The sequence below is a fragment of the Exiguobacterium sp. s163 genome (assembly GCF_018617135.1).
GTDB lineage: Bacteria > Bacillota > Bacilli > Exiguobacteriales > Exiguobacteriaceae > Exiguobacterium > Exiguobacterium profundum.
Window position 1 is genome coordinate 196,007 of sequence record NZ_JACSJN010000002.1, and the last position, 18,173, is coordinate 214,179.

Sequence of the window (18,173 nt, forward strand, 5' to 3'; positions counted from 1 at the left end):
GAATGCAAGGGTTTACGATTCGTCGCGTTGTGGAGAAAGCCATCCCACTTCGCGACTTTTTAATGCAAGATATGGGCATTTCTCGAAAGATGCTCACGCTCGTGAAGCATGAAGGCGATATTGAAGTGAATGGCATGCACCGCACCGTAAGGCATGAACTCGAACCAGGAGATGAAGTAATCGTCCGATTCCCGCCCGAATCCCCATCACTCGACATGGTCGCTTCGGAAAGACCGATTCGAATTCTGTATGAAGACGATACGCTGTTGGCGGTCGATAAACCGGCAGGGATTGCCACGATCCCATCACGACTACATCCGACCGATACACTTGCGAACGCTGTACTTGGCTATTATCAACGCATCGGTCTGTCATCTGCGATTCATGTGATCAATCGACTCGATCGTGACACGAGCGGTGTCGTCTTATTTGCAAAGTACGGATTCATCCATCATCGATTCAGCGAACTTCAGAAAGCGAATGGATTGATGCGTACGTATAAGGCATTGGTCGAAAAAGAAGTGACGCCACAAACGATTGATGTACCGATCGGGCGTGCCGAGAACTCGATTATGGAGCGAGTCGTGACAACTGAGGGACAACGCGCAATCACGCACATCCTCGCATGTCAGCCGTTTGGGAGCGGCTCGTTATTGACGATTCGACTCGAGACGGGACGGACCCATCAGATTCGCGTGCATTTGCGCCATATCGGTCATCCGCTCATTGGGGACTCCATGTATGGGGGGACAGCTCGTATGCCCCGTCACGCCCTTCACAGCGCGTCTGCGCGATTCATTCACCCGATGACAGGAGATACGATTCAGATTGAGGCGCCGATTCCGGAAGATTTTCGAACTATATAAAGAAATCCCTCAAGGTTAGACCTTGAGGGATTTTGTCAATCATCATCAAACATATAGGTTTTTGATTTAGAGGCCACGTTCATGACGAGACCGATGGCGATCATGTTCATGATGATCCCTGTCCCCCCGTAACTGACGAACGGAAGGGTGAGTCCGGTGATTGGCAAGACACCGATCGTCATACCGATGTTTTGGAACACCTGGAACGTGAACATGGCGATGACGCCGGTGACGATATAACTTCCGAACGCGCTACTAGACTCTAATGCAATGTGAATCATCCGATAGAGGAATAGGAAGAAGACGATGATCACGAGAGCTGCGCCGATGAACCCATAGTGTTCTGCGATAACGGCAAATATGAAGTCCGTGTGAGATTCCGGTAAATAGACGAGTCCTTGACCGTATCCCGCCCCGAACATCTGTCCAGAACCAATCGCCTGTAGTGATTTGATCAATTGGAATGCCAAGTCATCTGAATATTCGTATGGATATATCCAGGCTTGGAAGCGGTTGAGCGCGTGTCCAGGTACGAACGCTTGCAAGACTTCGAAATGGGCAAAGAACAGATACATGAACGTGCCGATGGTCAAAGCCGCGGCGCTGAAGAGACCGAGAAGCCACTTCCAACCGATTCCCGAGACGATGATGATGGCGCCGAGCATCGTCATCAAGACGAGCCCGGTCCCTAAGTCCGGTTGTGTCACAATCAGACCGAGCGGCGGGATGGCCACTAATACCAATTTCACGAGGAGCCACGTATCGAGTTGTGACGAGCCATAACGTTTATTGTGCTCGTAGACGATAGTCGACATGGAAATCAATAAAAAGAGCTTCATGAATTCGGCCGGCTGGAAACTGAATCCAGGCACGTTATACCATCCATATGCCCCATTGATGTTCGGTACGAGCGACGTGTCACGAAGCGGAATCAGACCGACGAGCAGAAGTAGACCGAATGCGTATAAGTACCAATGGATTTTCCGGAGTTGCTCATATTCGATCGTCATGATCGCGAACATCGCAAAAAAGCCGATGACATAACGAATGCCTTGTTCAAGAGCGAAGTTGATATGTTGAAGTCGCGTTGGCAACATCGGTTGAGCGGTATAGATTGCACCGAGACTGATAATCATCAATAGGAAGACGATGGTCAACAGTGTCGTATCTAAACTTTTAAAATATGATTGTATACGGTTCATAATGGAGTCGAATCACCCTTTCTATACGTATTTTATCTTACCGCAACTTAAAAAAATCGCAATACGTAACGAGTCGGTTGACAAAACAGAAACCTTTCTGTAATCTGATAACAGATATTATAACCAGGTACTAAAAAGGGGAGTTTATGATGTCAATTTTTCCAACATTAACGAATAAAACGTACGTCGTCATGGGGATTGCCAACAAGCGCTCGATTGCATGGGCCATTGCCAAATCGCTTGATGAGGCAGGGGCGAAGCTCGTGTTAACGTATGCGGCAGAACGATTCAAATCAGGTCTCGAGTCACTCGCAAGTGAGTTGAAGCAAGAAGCGATCCTACTTGAGTGTGATGTGACGAATGACGAAGCAATTGATTCAACATTCTGTTCGATTCACGAACAAGCGGGCGAGATTCAAGGAATCGCGCATTCGATCGCGTTTGCTGACAAAGAAGCATTGCGCGGTGAATTCTCAGAAATGACACGTGGTCAGTTCGCACAGGCGTTAGACATCTCAGCATATAGTTTGACGGCAGTCGTGAAAGCGGCGAAGCCTTACTTCGCACAAGACGCCTCCGTCATCACGCTCACGTACCTCGGCGGCGAGCGTGTTGTTCCGAACTACAACTTGATGGGTGTCGCCAAAGCGGCCCTTGATTCGAGCGTCAAGTATTTGGCGAACGAATACGGTCCCCACGGTGTGCGTGTCAACGCCATTTCAGCTGGTCCGATTCGTACATTGTCAGCCAAAGGGGTCGGCGATTTCAACAGTATTCTTTCTGAACTTGAACAGAAGGCGCCGTTGCGTCGAAATGTTTCGGCAGAAGAAGTGGCTTCGACAGGTCTCTTCCTCCTCTCGGGAATGGGAAGCGGCGTGACCGGAGAAGTCATTCATGTAGATAGCGGATACCATATTTTATAAGTTTGGGGAATGGCGCAGTGATGCGCCATTTTTGTATTACCTCGTGAATAAATCGGGTAAGGACCTATGAAGGAGGTCAGATCATGGGTCCTTATCAGATTGATTTTACTGTCGTACAATACGTCAACCGACAAGTCCAGCCATCAGGTCGAGCGAGCATCGAACCGGTGACACGAATCAAACGTGTCCAACGAATCCGACCTCGACGTGAAGAATGGCTTGAAGAAGAGCAAGAAAAAAACCCCGGTCGCTATGTCGACCGGAGCATATAAGGTTAGCCTCGGAAACGGAACGTCTCATAGACGTTCCATGTTTCATTTTCGAGTTCATACATGACGGCCATCCGAGTGATCGTCTCTTCGAAATGAACCTGCTCCATACGCATACGTTCGAGGACGTCGAACAGCTCGGCATCGGTCAAATCTTGACCAATCGTGATGTGCGGCAAGAATTCATATTTCGGTGCTTGGCTGAGCACATCTTCATGCAATCGTTGCTGAAGAGTCGACAGATCACGTGTCGGCAACACTTTTAAGTACAAGACATTGTTCGTTGGTGCGAAAGACCGAACGCCATCGACTTTTAACTGAATCGGTTTAGTCGAATCCGCAACTTGTTGCAAGTACTCGAGTACTTTCGGTAAGTCTTCTTCTGACACCTCTGTCCGTTCTTTAATGGTCACGTGAGGTGAAATCAACGCATATTTTGTGTCATAGCGTTTTCGATAAGAGTTCGCAAAATCTTGCACTTGTTTAGACGGAAATAAGACTACCCCAATCTTCATTCCTCTTCCCCCTTTGATCGTTTAACCTACATGTTAATGATGACCGATTTAATGTGGGAAGTCAAAGCAGGGTTCGTCTTTTTTCAATTTTTCAGTATAATGGTTATATCATATAGAGAGACGATGACTCTCTGAACGAAGGGATGTGAAGCGGGATTTCGATCCTGCGCCTATTATGAAACACGTACCACACTCACGTGACGTCCGAGAAGCGGCTCGTGCTCGTTTGCTCGAACGCGGGGTCACGATTGAATCGATTGCTGAAATCGTATACCAGATGCAGGCACCTTACTCGCCGCATCTTTCTTTAAAAGATTGTATGGATTCTGTCGAGGCGGTTCTTGACAAACGTGAACTACAACATGCGATTCTTGTTGGTTCAGAGCTCGACATGTTGGCTGAAAAAGGCCAATTATCTGAACCGCTTCTGTCGATTATCGCCTCAGACGAAGGTTTATTTGGAGTGGACGAGACGATTGCGATCGGTGCCGTCAACACATATGGTTCGATTGCCGTTACGACTTTCGGATACTTAGACAAGGCAAAAATCGGTATCATCAAACAACTCGACACGAAGATGGATGATGGGCAAGTGCATACGTTCATGGACGATCTCGTCGGTGCCATCGCTGCCAACGCTTCAGGACGATTAGCGCACCGATTGCGAGATATGGTCGATTTCGGAGAAGAAGAGATGCGTGAAAGAAAAGGGTTGTATTGATGAAGTGGACACCGCAAATGGTGGTCATCACCGGGACGGTCGCTTATGTGATCGTGTCGGTGTTTGTCGTTTTAGGGGCGGTCGATCCAATGAACACATTCGTATATGAATGGTTACAACCGTTACCGGATCGAGTGTTTGCCTACGTGACAGAACTCGGGAGTGCACAGGTCATTGTGGGGCTCTCCATATTAGGGTTGTTGTTTTGGTATTGGCGCGGGGACCGTATCGAAGCGTGGCGACTAGCGCTCGTCGGAATCGGGACACTTCTGTTTACCCAGGTGCTAAAGCTCGTCTACGGAATCGACCGACCGCTCATTGATGCGTCCCTCGATGCAACGACATACAGTTTTCCGAGTGGACACGCCTCAGGGTCGCTTGCCCTATATGGATTGACAGCTTATGTACTGTATCGAAAGAAACAGTCGAAAGTCGTCATCTTCATTCTCTTGTGCCTCGTCCTTGCGGTTTCGCTCAGCCGTGTCATCTTGAACGTCCATTACTTCAGTGACGTGCTCGGCGGTTGGCTCGTTGCGTTGACGATGATTGCATTATCTGAATGGATCATAAGGAGGAAAACGATTTGATCGTCGTGGTAGATGTAGAAAAATGGTTATTCGTTCAAAAAAAAGAAGCGGATGAGGCATCAGTTCCCACAATTTTAGTGGAAAAAGATCGAGATGGGGCAACGTGGTTCACCTCGATGAAAATTTTGTTTCAGTTAAAAAAATGGACGAGCCGACGTCGCTTTGTTCCCCTTTTACTGTGTGATGAGCAGACCTATCGCGCATATGAAGTATTTCATGTCGATGCTGTGCCATCATTGGCTCTCCTCGACGGGGGACGGACGTTACTAGTGGACAATAAACGAGATGAGTCGTTTGATGTTGTGCTACGGGAAAGTGGATTGGATACAGAAAAATCGATTTTATTATTCGCACTTCAATATATTGAACAGATGACGAATGAACCAGTCGTTTTTGCCGGAGATGAGTCGATCGATGCGACGCGGATTGTCCCGACAGCATTGTTAGACAAGACGGATCGCTTAGAATCCGGACGTCGCCTATTTGAATGGATGCATGATGAAGACTTACGTAAGGAGAATCAACATGACTGATTGGGAAATGACATTTCAGCAATTATTGGACGAACAAGTGGATGAAGTGAACGTGCCGCGCGAAGATTTTTTATCCGTTCGAACCATTTTGATTGAGAAAGGTTGGCTCTTTCAAGTAGTAGGAGAGGCCAAGCACGGTGGCGTGACGATTTATCGCAGAAACCCGGTCACGGCGAATTCATCATTGGAAGAGACGAAGGAATAACATGACTTTAGTCAAAACAACAAGGTCTGCCTCCCACTTGGAGAGCAGACCTTGTTTTGTTTAAGCGTTTGAAGCGAGTTTGATTTTTTGTCGTTTCATCTTGTGTAGTAACCAAGCATAGAGGACTTCACAAGAGTTGTGAGGAAGGGTCAGCTCCACAAGAGGGTGAGCGTGACCAAATATAGTGAAGCGCGAATGGTCTTCGTCGAGCAGAGAGACTTGAATATCCGTCGCATCCTGTAGTGAAATGCGTTGTTCCCCTGCGTGAGCATCTTTAAGTTTCAGCATTTTTCCATTCGTCGCAAACTTGGTGAACGATGAGACTCCTTGTACTTTCAGTTGTTCCATTTCGTGTATCTATCCATCGCGTGATGAATAGATTTTCACCTCGCTTTCTCTATATTGCCTTCCATTCCTCCAGAAGGTTATTCCTAGTATAACGCCTCGTTCGAAAAAGAAAAGTGTTAATTTAACAAAAAATTAAGACAATTTGTTATCAATTTTTAAGAATAGCGTTCAACCCTGTCTGGTATGGGAAGAAGGTTGAAACAATCGGTCTGAAAATAACAAAAAAGAACCTCGTTTCCAGAGGTTCACAACTATTCATTACATGTATGACCTTATAATCGTTCAATCTGCCATGTACGACGACGGTACAACAATTGCCCTATTAAGGCGATGGATTCTTTCTTCGCATCGAAGTCTTCTTCAAGAACAGACATGTCTTCATAACGGCCCGCTACATAGAATGAGATGACGATTTGTCGATTGAACAAACTGCGTTTCGTATGATCGAAATCGATGATCAGACCTTGAGGTGCCAAATCGAGTAATTCATCGATGACGGGAAGTGGAATCGGAACAAAACTGATGTTACGAATGTCACGATCGAGTTTACTTTGCAACATGTTTTGGACGAAATGATTGATTGTCGACCAATCGCGAATATAAAGACTGCTATGTCGATCGTTTGCTTCATTGAAGAACACAATCTCATTATCGAGCGAATCCAAGAACGGCTTCTTGATTCCGCGTTCCATATGACTTAAAAACAAGATTTCTGCAATTTCATGATCGGACAGAGTTTCGAGCGTATTGTAGTCCGGAAAATCGATCGCCGTAAACGTTGTTTGGTTATTCAAATACTTAGACGAGAACGAAGATAGTTCGTGCGCTTCAATATAACGGAAACGCGACCTCGAGGATTGTCTCATCCCTTTGATGTCCGTTCGACAAATAATCATCGGTCTCGTCACGGAAAGCGCTTCTGTTACATCCGCCAACGTCACACCATGCAGTGTGAAGCGTTGGACGTCCCGGTCTTGCTTCAAATAAAAGAGTTGTTTTGACATATGGTATCCCCTCAGTTTGACATACTACGATTATAGTAGCAAAAACACGTGTTTTCTGCCATCTTGAGACGGTACGAGAGGGTTGAGTTCGATACATTTGGGAAAATAGAAGTATAATTGAGGAAACGAATAGGAAAGGCGGGTTCCACATGTGGGGATTAAAACGGAGTTTTCCTGAGCTCGCTACGCCCCGGTTTATCCTGCGAGAGCTAGAACCGCGTGATGCTAGAGCACTTTATACCATTTTATCCACTGAGGAAGTGATGCGATATTATGGGTCGGACCCGTTGCTTGCCGTCTATGAGGCGAAGAACGTGATCGCTTACTTTAAGGATCAATTTCAGCAAGGGAAGGCCATTCGTTGGGCGATATGCGATCGGATGACGAACGAATTGGTCGGAACGATTGGATTTCATAATTGGACGCCCCAATATTATCGCGCCGAAATCGGGTTTGAGGTTTCCCCTCACTATTGGAGACAAGGGGTGGCTTTCGAAGCTGCTTCAGCTGTCATCCAATACGGTTTTGAAGAATTCAAGTTTCATCGAATCTCTGCGTTGGTCGCACCAGGGAATGAAGGGTCGAATCGACTCGTTCAAAAATTGGGATTTATTGAAGAAGGACTTCTACAAGATTATGCATATAGCCATGGCCGATTCATGGATTTGACGATGTATCGGCTACTCAAAACAGAATGGGAAGAAAAGGAGCACTCGATGATATGAAAGCACTCGTATTGCTACATGGGCTGTGTGGTTCTCCAAAGTACTTTGAACAGTTGGAACCGTTATTGAATGCCGAAGTTCACGCGCTCACATTACCTGGTCATGCCGGGACGGACGTGGGACCAGAAACGATGGATCAATTTGCGGACTGGGTCATCGGAGAAATTCGTCTTCGGGGTCTTGTCCGTCCGCTCGTATGTGGGCATTCTTTCGGAGGCTATGTGACGACTAACCTCGTGCGTCGCTATGGAACAGAAATATCGGGATTTGGATTGATTCACTCGACGGCGGCCGCTGATACAGAAGCGGCGCGGGAAAAGCGAAACGGTGCCATCAATCAAGTCATCGAAGAAGGGATCGAGCCGTTTATTGACGGAATGATTCCAAATGTCTTCTCAAGCGATTCCGACCCGGCGCTCATCCAACAAGCGATCGCAATCGGATATGAAATGACGGTCGAGGGAATCGTGAACGCGCAACAGGCAATCCGCGATCGTGAAGACGAAGTGGACACCGTCGAAACGACTGACCTCCCCGGCCTATTCATTTACGGCTCAAAAGACCCGAATATGAATGAGGAGCGGGCGTTTTTAGGTGCGTCACGACATACGAAAGCAATCGTTCCGTTCAGTCATATGGGGATGATGGAAGCCCCTGAAGAAGAAGCGAAAATCGTGAACGAATGGATGCGGGAGGTAGAACATGGAAACGTATAAATTAATCGCTATGTCAGGAAGTCTTCGCAAGAAATCTTTCAATACTGCTCTTTTGCATTCGATCATTGAACTGGCTCAAGAGGATTTCGACATTGAAGTCGTCTCCATCGAACTTCCACTGTTCAATGACGATTTGATTGATCCGGATGAACCGGAAGTTGTGACCGCATTGAAGCAAGCTGTTCGGGAAGCTGATGGGTTATTGATTGTCACCCCTGAATATAACCATAGCATCCCGGGCGTCCTGAAGAATGCAATCGACTGGCTTTCGCTCGAGCCAGGAACGCCACTTCGGGATAAACCGGTCATGATCGCCGGGGCCTCGCCGGGCATACTTGGAACCGCCAGATGCCAAATCCATCTCCGACAAGTATTTGCCACAAATCGTGCAAATGTTTTACCGGGAAATGAAATTTTCATCACGCATTGTAAAGAAAAGATTGATGATAGAGGGTTACATGATGAGAATTCGATTAATCAAATCAAAAAAACATTATTGGAATATCGTAAATGGATTGAATTTTGGAAGCGTAACGCAAAAAATTAACTTGAAGTCGCTCATGTTGTTTGATAGAAAGGAATTGTGAAAACAAACACAAGAGGAGCGACACCAAAATGGAAACTTACATCGAACTGTACAATGGCGGCGAATTGGGTGATCGGGCGGTAATGAACGATGGGATGACATTTGGACGGATGACGATTATTGAATTGTTCTATCAATCCAATCATATTTTTGGTTACGTGAAAGAAGATGGTGAAAAACGTTTCTTCCTTGAACCGATTTCAGAGGACGACACGTTTACTGTGGATGGGACGACGTATTCACTCCAACAGTTTATCGCGTTGTTTTAAGTAAATAGATGGTTGATCGAACGCAAGCGACTCGCTTGCGTTTTTTTGTCATTTTCGTCACGATGAAGAGTGAGGTGATGAGGATGAAACTAGTAGCAATCGAACCGACACCAAGTCCGAATAACTTGAAAATCATTGTGGACCCTCCGTTTGAAGGGAGAGGCACAACGTACGACAAAGCGAGTACGGATGCCCCAGCCATCATTCAAGAAATCATCGGACTTCGAGGCGTCAAATCCGTTTACGCCGTGTCTGATTTTCTCGCTGTCGAGCGACATCCGAAACATGATTGGCATGACGTCATGAATGAGATCCGACGGGCGTTCGGGGAACAAGTTGAGGAAGTCGAATCCACAAAGATGGATACGGACTATGAACCGGTCCATGTATCCGTTCAATTCGTGCTCGATGTACCGATGCAATTAAAACTCGTCAAAGGGGACGAGGAAAAACGAATCGGATTGTCGAAACGATTCGTCGATGCAGCGATGGAAGTTCAAGCACAAGTGAAGAATGTCATTCAAGACCGTCGTTGGGTAGAACAAGCCCCACGTTATGGTGAATTGGATGAAGTCAGTGTCGTCGCACAAGAAGAATTGGAAGCGGCGTATCCTGAAGAGCGCATCGAGCGGATCGTGGCCCGAGCATTTGGTCGTGAAGCGGATTTTGAGGCGAACGCGAACCATCTTCAGTCGGATAATTGGAAAGATCGGATGGCATTCTTGGATGAACTCGAAATCCAACATGAAAACATGCCTTATTTCCGTCGTGCCTTGGAAGATTCCGTGATGGCAATCCGTCGACAGGCGGTCGTCATGATCGGGATGTTTGAAGAGCGACGTGAGGAATATGTCACATATATCGAACAAGCCTTAGTGGACGCTTCTCCTATTGTGCGGCGGACGGCTGGGGATACGGTCTCCGACTGGGCATTACCTCAGTCCCAACCTTCCATGATTGAGGCGTTAAAGGATAAAAACAAACTCGTACGTTGGCGAGCGGCTCGTTTCTTATTCGATTGTGGAGATGAGCGGGCTGTACCTGCCTTGTCGATTGCGGAGGAAGACCGCGAGTTCGAGGTCTCTTTACAAGCGCGACTTGCGAAAGAGCGGATCACGAGCGGCGAGACAGCACTCGGGACAGTATGGCAACAAATTTCGAATCGGTCGAAATGAGATTTCGTTCGACATGTATTGAATCAAATTGATTTACAATTTAAGGTAAAGGGGAGCGTCTGTAGTACGGATTGCTCCTTTTTTTCATGAAATCATATGCACATTTCCCCAATTGACTAACATTTGATGTAAACGTTTCGACAATAGGTAAAATGTCATTGTTGTGCTGTCGAACGATAGGACAGATATCTTGGTTTCAGATTGGTACACTAGGTTTATCACAGATGAACAAAGGAGCCATACTTATGATATTGTTTGCAGAAACGCCTGAACTTGTAGCTTATAAGGAAGTAGTAGGAGAAACGATGGTCGTCACGTTTGAGTCGATGCACAGTGAGACGTTCTCTATCACGGCTCAAGTCCGGTCTGATCTCGATATCGCAGATTCATTGTTCATGACCGGTTGGCAACAATACATGGAACAAGCTAAAGTTTCGTAAAAAAGGTAAATAATATAAGGAAAATCATTACAAACGTCTGCACATTGTATACACTAGTGCTATAGACGTTTTTTATTTTGTTGAGGAGAGTGGGATTCATGAAGAAAACTTGGTTGCTCGCCGTAGTGACGGCAATCTTATTAGTCGTAGCGGGATGTGGGAAAGAAGAGGCGAAACCGAGTCAAGTAAACAGTGATTCGTCTGAACCACCGGCTCCATTGACGCTCGACACGGAAATGGCATACGATGCTTCGGCAAAAACGTTATCAGCTACGATTTCGATGACAAATCCAAATGAGGAAGCAGTCGATGTAACGTTTAATTCGTCGCAACGTTTTCAGTTAGTTGTCAAAAAAGGGGATCAAACCGTATTTGATTACGGAAGTGATTATATGTTCACAGAATCTGTAATTGAGGAAAAATGGGAAGCGAATGATAAAAAAGTATTCGACGAAGTCTTTCCATTGACATTAGAACCAGGCGAATATTCGGTCGAAGTGATTGGGCTCGGTCAAGTTGACGGAGCACCTGAAATTGCTGTGACAGATGAGACGACGTTCACCGTTGAATCTGCTACAACAGAAACTCCGGATGAAGGTACGTCAGAAACACCGGAAGAAACGCCTGCAACAGAGCCACAGTCGGACGGCGCGTTCCGTGATGTACAAATTGACTTGAATGACACGATGATTCAAGTGAGCGGGTATACGGATGAGGTCGAGTTTGAGTGGTCTGTATCAGACGGACATAATATTTACGCTCAAGGTGCAGCCGAAGTGACCGGCGGTGGTTTCTCGTTTGGGGTATTGCTCGATGAAGCACCGGCGAAAGATCAACCATTGTTCTTAGAGATGACACCAATCGGTGGAGAGGTCACATCATTTAAAGTTCAATAAAACCATGGCGGAAACTGTTGTTTCCGTCTTTCTTTTTGAGACGCTAGTTGACGGGGTATAAGGATTATCAGACAATAAAGCAAAATGAGAGCATAGTGGGAGGGTAATCCATGCAACAACAGATCATTGAATCAACACATGTCAAACCGACCATCAACCCGAAAGAAGAAATTCGTCAACGTATCGACTTCTTGAAAGCATATGTGAAACGGGCTGGTGCGAAAGGACTCGTCCTAGGGATCTCAGGCGGGCAAGACTCGAGCCTTGCCGGAAAGCTATGTCAACTCGCCATGGAAGAGCTTCGTGAAGAAACGGGTGACGAGTATACATTTTATGCAATCAGATTGCCGTATGGTGAGCAACACGATGAGCATGACGCACAACTTGCGCTTGAGTTCATTCGTCCGGACAAATCGTTCACTGTCAACATCAAGCCTGCTGTTGACGCATCGGTTGAAGCGTTTCACCGTGCAACGGGCCTCGAATTGAGTGACTTCCATAAAGGGAACACGAAGGCACGTGAGCGGATGAAGGCACAATACGACATTGCGGCAACATTCGGTGCCCTTGTGGTCGGAACAGACCATGCTGCGGAATATGTGACAGGATTTTATACAAAACACGGTGACGGAGCTTGTGACCTCACACCGTTGACCGGTTTGAACAAACGTCAAGGAAAAGCACTTCTCCATGAACTTGGAGCGCATGAGCGTGTGATTTATAAGGTGCCGACGGCCGACCTTGAAGATGGTCGCCCTGGACTTCCTGACGAAGTCGCACTCGGTATGACGTATGATCAGCTGGACGACTATTTGGAAGGAAAGACAATCGACCCGACAATCGCCGAGCGAATCGAGACAATTTTCAAACGTTCACGCCACAAGCATCACATGCCTGCCTCGTTGTACGACGAATGGTGGCAATAAAAAAAGGAGGAGCTGTCTCGAGACAGCTTCTCCTTTGTTGTTTCACGCTTTTTTAAGTGGGACGAACTGAATGATCAGGATGCAGGTGAAGGCGATGAAACTGAGGAGTGGGATGGTGACGAATCCAAAATAGTTGACCCAACGAATCAGGCAGTCGTTCGTACAGAAGGCTTCGCCGTTCGGGATCCGTTCTAAAATGACATGATACAGACTGATACACCATCCGGCACCGGCCATAATCCCTACGAACAAGCGGTTGACGTCTCGTGCAGTCAACATGATAGTCAAGTAGTAGATGGCTAGTGGATACATAAAGATGCGTTGGAACCAACACAGCTTACAAGGTAAAAAGAGCATGACCTCTGAAAAATAAAGGCTGCCGAGCGTCGCGACGGTCGCGACGATAAAGGCGAAATGGTGACGTTGCATCAGATTTCCTCCTAACAATCAAATTGATGATTAAACATGATATGATACATTGAAACAAATACTTATTCAGTATACAATCTTTCAAACGATAGAGAAACAGGTGACGTGATGCAAGTTTCGGAAGTAGAAGTGTTAATTATTCTTGCGGAAGAATTGAATATGCGTAAAGCAGCCGAGCGATTGTTTGTCTCACAACCAGCGCTCAGTCAACGGCTCGTGACCATCGAACATCAGTGGGGGAAGAAGATTTTCGTTCGCTCCACAAGAGGGCTCGCATTGACGCCAGATGGAGAGAAAATCATCGAGTTCGCCAAAAAGATGTACAGTGAAGAACAAGAACTAAGGGGCGAACTGACGGCCAACCAAGGAGAAGTGTACGGAACGTTGAAAATAGCCGTCGCCTCCATCATGGGACAGTATTGGCTACCCAAGGTATTGAAGACGTTCGTCGAACGCTATCCGTCCGTCCGTGTCAAATTGGTCACCGGATGGTCGAGCGAAATGATGCGTTACATGCTCGAAGAGAATTTCCATATCGGAATCATCCGAGGAAATCCGGATTGGCGAGGGGAACGGATGAAGTTGTTCTCTGATTCCTTGCATTTGGTCGATCTGAAAATGACCGACCTCTCTCAACTAAAAAACAACGAGCGCTCGTTTATTCAATTCAAGAGCGACTCGACGTATTACCAGGAAATATTAGAGTGGTGGCAGGAACGATTTTCGAGCCCGCCTCTGACGACGCTTGTCGTCGACCAAATCGAAACATGCAAACAGATGGCGTTACACGGAATCGGGTTCGCGATTCTTCCGGAATCGACCATCAAAGATGTGAATGAGATGAATAAAATTCCATTGACGTCGTCGGGTGGCGTGCCGCTCGTCCGGGACACATGGATGCTTTCAACAGAATCGATGTTGGAGCTGGCGCAAGTCCAGGCGTTTTGGAAGATCGTCGAAGAAATTACGAAGGAGACTGAGCTATGAATTGGGCAATTGAAGCGAGAAGACAGCTGCATTTAATTCCGGAAGCCGGATATGAAGAGTTCAAAACACAAGCGACACTTGAGCAATTGATTCGATCGCTCGATTCGTCACGTGTTCATATCACACACTGGCGAACAGGTCTTTTCGTCCGGGTAGATGGTCTCGTCGGTGAGAAGACGATTGGATATCGGGCTGATATGGATGGACTGCCCATCACGGAAGAGACGGGGCTAGAGTTCGCATCGATTCACGAAGGCATGATGCATGCATGCGGACATGATGTGCACATGTCGATCGCACTTGGATTAATTAAACGAGCGATCGAGGAACCGCTTAACCATCACCTTGTCGTCTTTTTCCAACCGGCCGAAGAGGGACCGGGTGGTGCCGAACCGATGGCGAAATCAGAATTGTTCTATCACTTCCGCCCGGATGCATTGTTCGGCTTACATGTCGCGCCTGAATATCCTGTCGGCATGGTCGCGTCACGACCGGGCGTGTTGTTCGCGAGCGCGAGAGAGCTCCATATCACCATTCATGGAAAAGGGGGGCATGGTGCTTTCCCTCACTCAGGGATTGACGCTGTCATCGTTCAGGCCGCTCTCATCATGCAACTGCAAACGATTGTGTCTCGTAACATTGACCCGATGGGAAGTGCGGTCGTCAGTATCGGAAAAGTCGCAGCAGGAACGAAAGAAAATATTATCGCCGATACGGCCAAACTGGATGGGACGGTCCGCGCCTTGTCTGACAAAGAAATGGTCGTGCTGGAAAGCCGGATTCGTCAAATCATCGCCGGAGTCGAGATGACGTATAACGTGCAAATCGACCTTGAATTCGGCAATCGGTATCACGAAGTCGTCAATGACGAACGTTATCTTTATCAATTCGAGGAAGCGGTTGAAGAAGTCGGCTATTCTTATAAAACATGTGTCCCTGCCATGACGGGTGAGGATTTTGGATATATGTTGAAACAGGTCCCCGGATTTATGGTTTGGTTAGGAGTGAACGATATGGGGTCAGGACTCCATCAATCGACACTCAACCCGGATGAACGTTCGATCGAAGTGGCCATCGATCTATTCGACCATTACTTCCGAACTGTCATGATTCAATAACACGAAGCGGTCTCGATTGAGCCCGCTTTTAGTGTGCCCAAAAAGGAGTGAACGAGTGAGAAAAAGGGAAACATTTATTCATGTAAAGCGACGATTTTGTGGCGATTGCTCAAATGTGAACATTTTGCGAACTCGAGCATTGAGACATTACAGCGCAATATAAAATCATTATGATGTAAGTATCGAAGGGTATTCATCTGTGATTGTCGTTTCATACATGGGTTCGAAGCGATAGAGAGAGATAGGAGGTAATCAATAGATGTTTCAAGATCCTGTCCTGATGAGTCGAGCATTGACGGCACTCACATTAGGTTTTCATGTGATTTTTGCCACACTCGGCGTCGGGGTTCCACTTTTAATTTTATTGGCAGAATTTTTAGGAATTCGTAAAAAAGACCCGAAATACACGCTCATGGCTCGACGCTGGTCGCGCGGCTATGTCGTGACGGTAGCGGTTGGGGTTGTGACGGGTACGGCCATCGGTCTGCAGCTTTCACTCCTATGGCCAAACTTGATGCGCGTTGCGGGTCAAACGATTGCGCTCCCGCTTTTCATGGAAACGTTCGCCTTCTTCTTTGAAGCGATTTTCCTTGGTATTTACTTGTACACGTGGGATCGATTTAAAAATCCGTGGCACCACATGCTCCTCGGGATTCCGGTTGCCGTCGGTGCATTGTTCTCAGGGTTCTTTATCACAACGGTAAACAGTTTTATGAACCAGCCTGTAGGGTTTGATATTGTCGATGGTCGATTGGCAAATGTCAGCCCGCTCGAAGCGATGTTCAGTCCGGCCATGCCGACGAAAATGGCACACGTGTTGACTTCGGCTATTTTAACATCCGCGTTCATTCTAGCTGCGATCGCAGCCGTTCAGTTGTTACGTCAACGCCGAAATCAACTCGACAAGATGTCAATCGAGTATCATAAGAAAGGTCTTCGTCTGACGATGACGGTCGCTTTGATCTTTGCGATCGCGACAGCGCTTGTCGGTGACTTCTCAGGTAAATATTTGGCTCAGTATCAACCAGATAAATTAGCAGCTGCAGAATGGCATTTCGAAACCTCCTCCGAGGCCGAATTGATTTTGGGCGGATGGTTAGAAGATGATGGGCAAGGTGGCTATGAAGTTCGAGGCGCCTTGAAGATTCCTTACGCCCTCTCTATTCTTGCAGGTGGTGTCCCGAACTATGAAGTGACGGGTCTCAATGAATTTGCGAAAGAAGATCAACCGCCGCTCTTCGTTCACTATCTATTTGATGCGATGGTCGGAATTGGGATGCTTCTCGCGCTCATCTCCTTCCTGTTCGTACTCGGACGATATATTAAACGTTTGAACCAGTTCAGCAAGCCGATGCTCTTTGCGATTGCAGCCGGTGGACCTCTTGCCATGGCGGCGATTGAGTTTGGTTGGTTCTTCGCTGAGTTTGGTCGTCAACCTTGGGCGTTATATGAGTTGATGCGTACGAGTGAGGCAGCTACGACATCAGCGAACGTCGGTTGGATGCTTGTCGCTTTCGCGATCCTCTACGCGGTACTCGGAACAGTGACTGTGGTTGTCCTATCACGCCTGTTCAAAGAGAATCCGGTAGGAAAAGAACTAAAACAATCCGAGCATCGTGGTGAAGCGATGTTTGCGGATGAAGTGTGATCGGAGGATATGACATGCAAATTCAAGAATTAGGGATTGCCGTCTTATGGACGTTTCTATACGGCTACCTCATCGTCGCATCGATTGACTTCGGTGCAGGCTTCTTCGCTTTCTATAGCCGCTATACGAAACGTGATCACTTAGTGAACCGTCTCGTCAAACGGTATTTGTCACCGACATGGGAAGTCACGAACGTATTCTTCGTGTTCTTCTTTGTCGGGATTGTCGGATTCTTTCCGGACACTGCTTATTACTATGGTACGGCCTTGCTCGTTCCAGCGTCTGTCGTGTTAATCTTGCTTGCGATTCGTGGTAGCTTCTATGCGTTCGCTAACTATGGGTCAAAGGAGAGCACGCTCTATATGTTCCTCTATGGGGCGACGGGATTACTCATCCCAGCTTCGATGTCGACGGTCTTAACTGTCAGCCAAGGTGGTTTCATCACAGAGACAGAGAACGGCGTCTTCTTTGACGGGGCGAAGTTGTTCACCAACTTCTACTCGTGGACGGTCGTCATCTTGGCGATTGTCTCTGTCCTCTATATTAGTGCCATGTTCCTCTTGTTCTATGCGGACAAGGCACGTGACCAAAATGCCGTCGAACTTGTTCGAAAATGGGCTCTATTTTGGAGCGTCCCGACGATTATCGCATCGGGTCTCGTCTTCTTCGGGTTGAAGTCGCAAGCTGCGTGGCATTACGAAAGCATCCTAGGAGGGAACTGGTGGTGGTTTGCGATGAGCTTCTTGTTCTTCGTCATCGCCGTCTCCTTCGTTTATATGAAACGAAATTACGGGATTGCCTTCTTGATGGTCATGGGTCAGTTCTTCATGGCATGGTTCGGCTACGGATACTCTCACTTGCCATACATCCTGTATCCGTATATCGATATTAATGGAAGTGTCGTCAACGAGTCGATGGCGGTGGCACTTGTCATCGTATTCATCTTAGGGTTGCTCCTACTCGTTCCGGCGCTCTATCTCTTGCTCCGTTTGTTCTTGTTCGACAACGACTACGTACGAGGGAAACGCTCGAGTGGAAAAGCATAATGGCAAGAACGGGATTTCCTTTATTTGAAGGGAATCCCG

24 protein-coding genes are annotated in these 18,173 nt (G+C 47.1%); 19 read left to right on the forward strand and 5 right to left on the reverse strand.

The features are described from left to right. Window positions 1–2: 2 nt before the first annotated feature. Entirely contained in the window at window positions 3–866 is an 864-nt protein-coding gene (locus tag KNO71_RS07485; protein ID WP_214687870.1) for an RluA family pseudouridine synthase, read from the forward strand. 35 nt (window positions 867–901) lie between these two features. On the opposite strand, the gene KNO71_RS07490 is transcribed toward KNO71_RS07485, so the two are convergent. After that, window positions 902–2,068, reverse strand: coding sequence for an FtsW/RodA/SpoVE family cell cycle protein (locus KNO71_RS07490; protein WP_214687871.1), 1,167 nt, complete (start codon window positions 2,066–2,068; stop codon window positions 902–904). Window positions 2,069–2,217: 149 nt separating this feature from the next. Between KNO71_RS07490 and fabI the strand changes: the two genes are divergently transcribed. Next, the gene (gene fabI / locus KNO71_RS07495; protein ID WP_214687872.1) at window positions 2,218–2,991 is read left to right on the forward strand and encodes an enoyl-ACP reductase FabI; all 774 of its coding nucleotides are present in this window, start codon (window positions 2,218–2,220) and stop codon (window positions 2,989–2,991) included. An 83-nt stretch (window positions 2,992–3,074) separates the two neighbouring features. Further along, on the forward strand, window positions 3,075–3,263 hold the full coding sequence (locus KNO71_RS07500; protein WP_015881231.1) for a hypothetical protein: 189 nt from the start codon (window positions 3,075–3,077) through the stop codon (window positions 3,261–3,263). 2 nt (window positions 3,264–3,265) lie between these two features. On the opposite strand, the gene KNO71_RS07505 is transcribed toward KNO71_RS07500, so the two are convergent. Further along, complete coding sequence (locus KNO71_RS07505) at window positions 3,266–3,775, reverse strand: YjcG family protein (RefSeq protein WP_031421499.1); 510 nt, start codon at window positions 3,773–3,775, stop codon at window positions 3,266–3,268. Between the two features lie 175 nt (window positions 3,776–3,950). On the opposite strand from KNO71_RS07505, the gene KNO71_RS07510 reads away from it, so the two are divergent. Genes KNO71_RS07510 through KNO71_RS07525 form a run of 4 tightly spaced genes read left to right on the forward strand, consistent with a single transcriptional unit; the run spans window position 3,951 to window position 5,821 of the window. Next, on the forward strand, window positions 3,951–4,496 hold the full coding sequence (locus tag KNO71_RS07510) for a phosphatidylglycerophosphatase A family protein (protein ID WP_015881233.1): 546 nt from the start codon (window positions 3,951–3,953) through the stop codon (window positions 4,494–4,496). Beyond that, entirely contained in the window at window positions 4,496–5,083 is a 588-nt protein-coding gene (locus KNO71_RS07515) for a phosphatase PAP2 family protein (RefSeq protein WP_078146612.1), read from the forward strand. Before KNO71_RS07510 ends, KNO71_RS07515 begins: the two co-directional genes overlap by 1 nt. Continuing rightward, the gene (locus KNO71_RS07520) at window positions 5,080–5,616 is read left to right on the forward strand and encodes a hypothetical protein (protein WP_214687873.1); all 537 of its coding nucleotides are present in this window, start codon (window positions 5,080–5,082) and stop codon (window positions 5,614–5,616) included. The genes KNO71_RS07515 and KNO71_RS07520 overlap by 4 nt, the downstream gene beginning before the upstream one ends. Beyond that, window positions 5,609–5,821, forward strand: a complete 213-nt coding sequence (locus tag KNO71_RS07525; protein WP_214687874.1) for a hypothetical protein — start codon at window positions 5,609–5,611, stop codon at window positions 5,819–5,821. Before KNO71_RS07520 ends, KNO71_RS07525 begins: the two co-directional genes overlap by 8 nt. Before the next feature lie 60 nt (window positions 5,822–5,881). Here KNO71_RS07525 and KNO71_RS07530 read toward each other — a convergent pair whose 3' ends face one another. Next, the gene (locus tag KNO71_RS07530) at window positions 5,882–6,169 is read right to left on the reverse strand and encodes a hypothetical protein (RefSeq protein WP_015881237.1); all 288 of its coding nucleotides are present in this window, start codon (window positions 6,167–6,169) and stop codon (window positions 5,882–5,884) included. Window positions 6,170–6,441: 272 nt separating this feature from the next. Continuing rightward, window positions 6,442–7,173 carry a hypothetical protein gene (locus tag KNO71_RS07535; protein ID WP_214687875.1) on the reverse strand — a complete coding sequence of 244 codons (732 nt, stop codon included), beginning with the start codon at window positions 7,171–7,173 and terminating at the stop codon, window positions 6,442–6,444. A 149-nt stretch (window positions 7,174–7,322) separates the two neighbouring features. Between KNO71_RS07535 and KNO71_RS07540 the strand changes: the two genes are divergently transcribed. The 8 genes from KNO71_RS07540 (at window position 7,323) to nadE (ending at window position 12,906) form a co-directional block, all read left to right on the forward strand. Continuing rightward, window positions 7,323–7,898, forward strand: coding sequence for a GNAT family N-acetyltransferase (locus tag KNO71_RS07540; RefSeq protein WP_015881239.1), 576 nt, complete (start codon window positions 7,323–7,325; stop codon window positions 7,896–7,898). Beyond that, a complete protein-coding gene (locus KNO71_RS07545; protein WP_214687877.1) occupies window positions 7,895–8,614 on the forward strand; it encodes an alpha/beta fold hydrolase in 720 nt (239 codons plus the stop codon). Before KNO71_RS07540 ends, KNO71_RS07545 begins: the two co-directional genes overlap by 4 nt. After that, entirely contained in the window at window positions 8,601–9,161 is a 561-nt protein-coding gene (locus KNO71_RS07550) for an NADPH-dependent FMN reductase (RefSeq protein ID WP_214687879.1), read from the forward strand. The genes KNO71_RS07545 and KNO71_RS07550 overlap by 14 nt, the downstream gene beginning before the upstream one ends. A gap of 68 nt (window positions 9,162–9,229) precedes the next feature. Continuing rightward, window positions 9,230–9,469: a hypothetical protein gene (locus KNO71_RS07555; protein WP_078146618.1), complete on the forward strand. Its 240-nt coding sequence runs from the start codon at window positions 9,230–9,232 to the stop codon at window positions 9,467–9,469. A gap of 83 nt (window positions 9,470–9,552) precedes the next feature. Then, window positions 9,553–10,644: a virulence factor gene (locus tag KNO71_RS07560; RefSeq protein ID WP_015881243.1), complete on the forward strand. Its 1,092-nt coding sequence runs from the start codon at window positions 9,553–9,555 to the stop codon at window positions 10,642–10,644. A 245-nt stretch (window positions 10,645–10,889) separates the two neighbouring features. Beyond that, window positions 10,890–11,084, forward strand: coding sequence for a hypothetical protein (locus KNO71_RS07565; protein WP_078146619.1), 195 nt, complete (start codon window positions 10,890–10,892; stop codon window positions 11,082–11,084). Between the two features lie 98 nt (window positions 11,085–11,182). Beyond that, the gene (locus tag KNO71_RS07570) at window positions 11,183–11,980 is read left to right on the forward strand and encodes a BsuPI-related putative proteinase inhibitor (protein WP_214687881.1); all 798 of its coding nucleotides are present in this window, start codon (window positions 11,183–11,185) and stop codon (window positions 11,978–11,980) included. Window positions 11,981–12,090: 110 nt separating this feature from the next. After that, window positions 12,091–12,906, forward strand: a complete 816-nt coding sequence (nadE, locus tag KNO71_RS07575) for an ammonia-dependent NAD(+) synthetase (RefSeq protein WP_147536830.1) — start codon at window positions 12,091–12,093, stop codon at window positions 12,904–12,906. 42 nt (window positions 12,907–12,948) lie between these two features. Here the strand turns inward: nadE and KNO71_RS07580 are convergent, their stop codons facing one another. Continuing rightward, window positions 12,949–13,335 (reverse strand): disulfide bond formation protein B, encoded by a 387-nt coding sequence (locus KNO71_RS07580; protein WP_078146622.1) that lies wholly within the window; start codon window positions 13,333–13,335, stop codon window positions 12,949–12,951. A gap of 108 nt (window positions 13,336–13,443) precedes the next feature. Between KNO71_RS07580 and KNO71_RS07585 the strand changes: the two genes are divergently transcribed. From KNO71_RS07585 to KNO71_RS07600, 4 genes are all read left to right on the forward strand, one after another. Further along, window positions 13,444–14,322 carry a transcriptional regulator CcpC gene (locus KNO71_RS07585; protein WP_031421506.1) on the forward strand — a complete coding sequence of 293 codons (879 nt, stop codon included), beginning with the start codon at window positions 13,444–13,446 and terminating at the stop codon, window positions 14,320–14,322. Beyond that, on the forward strand, window positions 14,319–15,440 hold the full coding sequence (locus KNO71_RS07590; protein WP_214687883.1) for an N-acetyldiaminopimelate deacetylase: 1,122 nt from the start codon (window positions 14,319–14,321) through the stop codon (window positions 15,438–15,440). The genes KNO71_RS07585 and KNO71_RS07590 overlap by 4 nt, the downstream gene beginning before the upstream one ends. Before the next feature lie 259 nt (window positions 15,441–15,699). Next, window positions 15,700–17,088, forward strand: coding sequence for a cytochrome ubiquinol oxidase subunit I (locus tag KNO71_RS07595; protein WP_074037383.1), 1,389 nt, complete (start codon window positions 15,700–15,702; stop codon window positions 17,086–17,088). 14 nt (window positions 17,089–17,102) lie between these two features. Next, window positions 17,103–18,134, forward strand: coding sequence for a cytochrome d ubiquinol oxidase subunit II (locus KNO71_RS07600; protein WP_015881251.1), 1,032 nt, complete (start codon window positions 17,103–17,105; stop codon window positions 18,132–18,134). The last annotated feature ends 39 nt before the right edge of the window (window positions 18,135–18,173 follow it).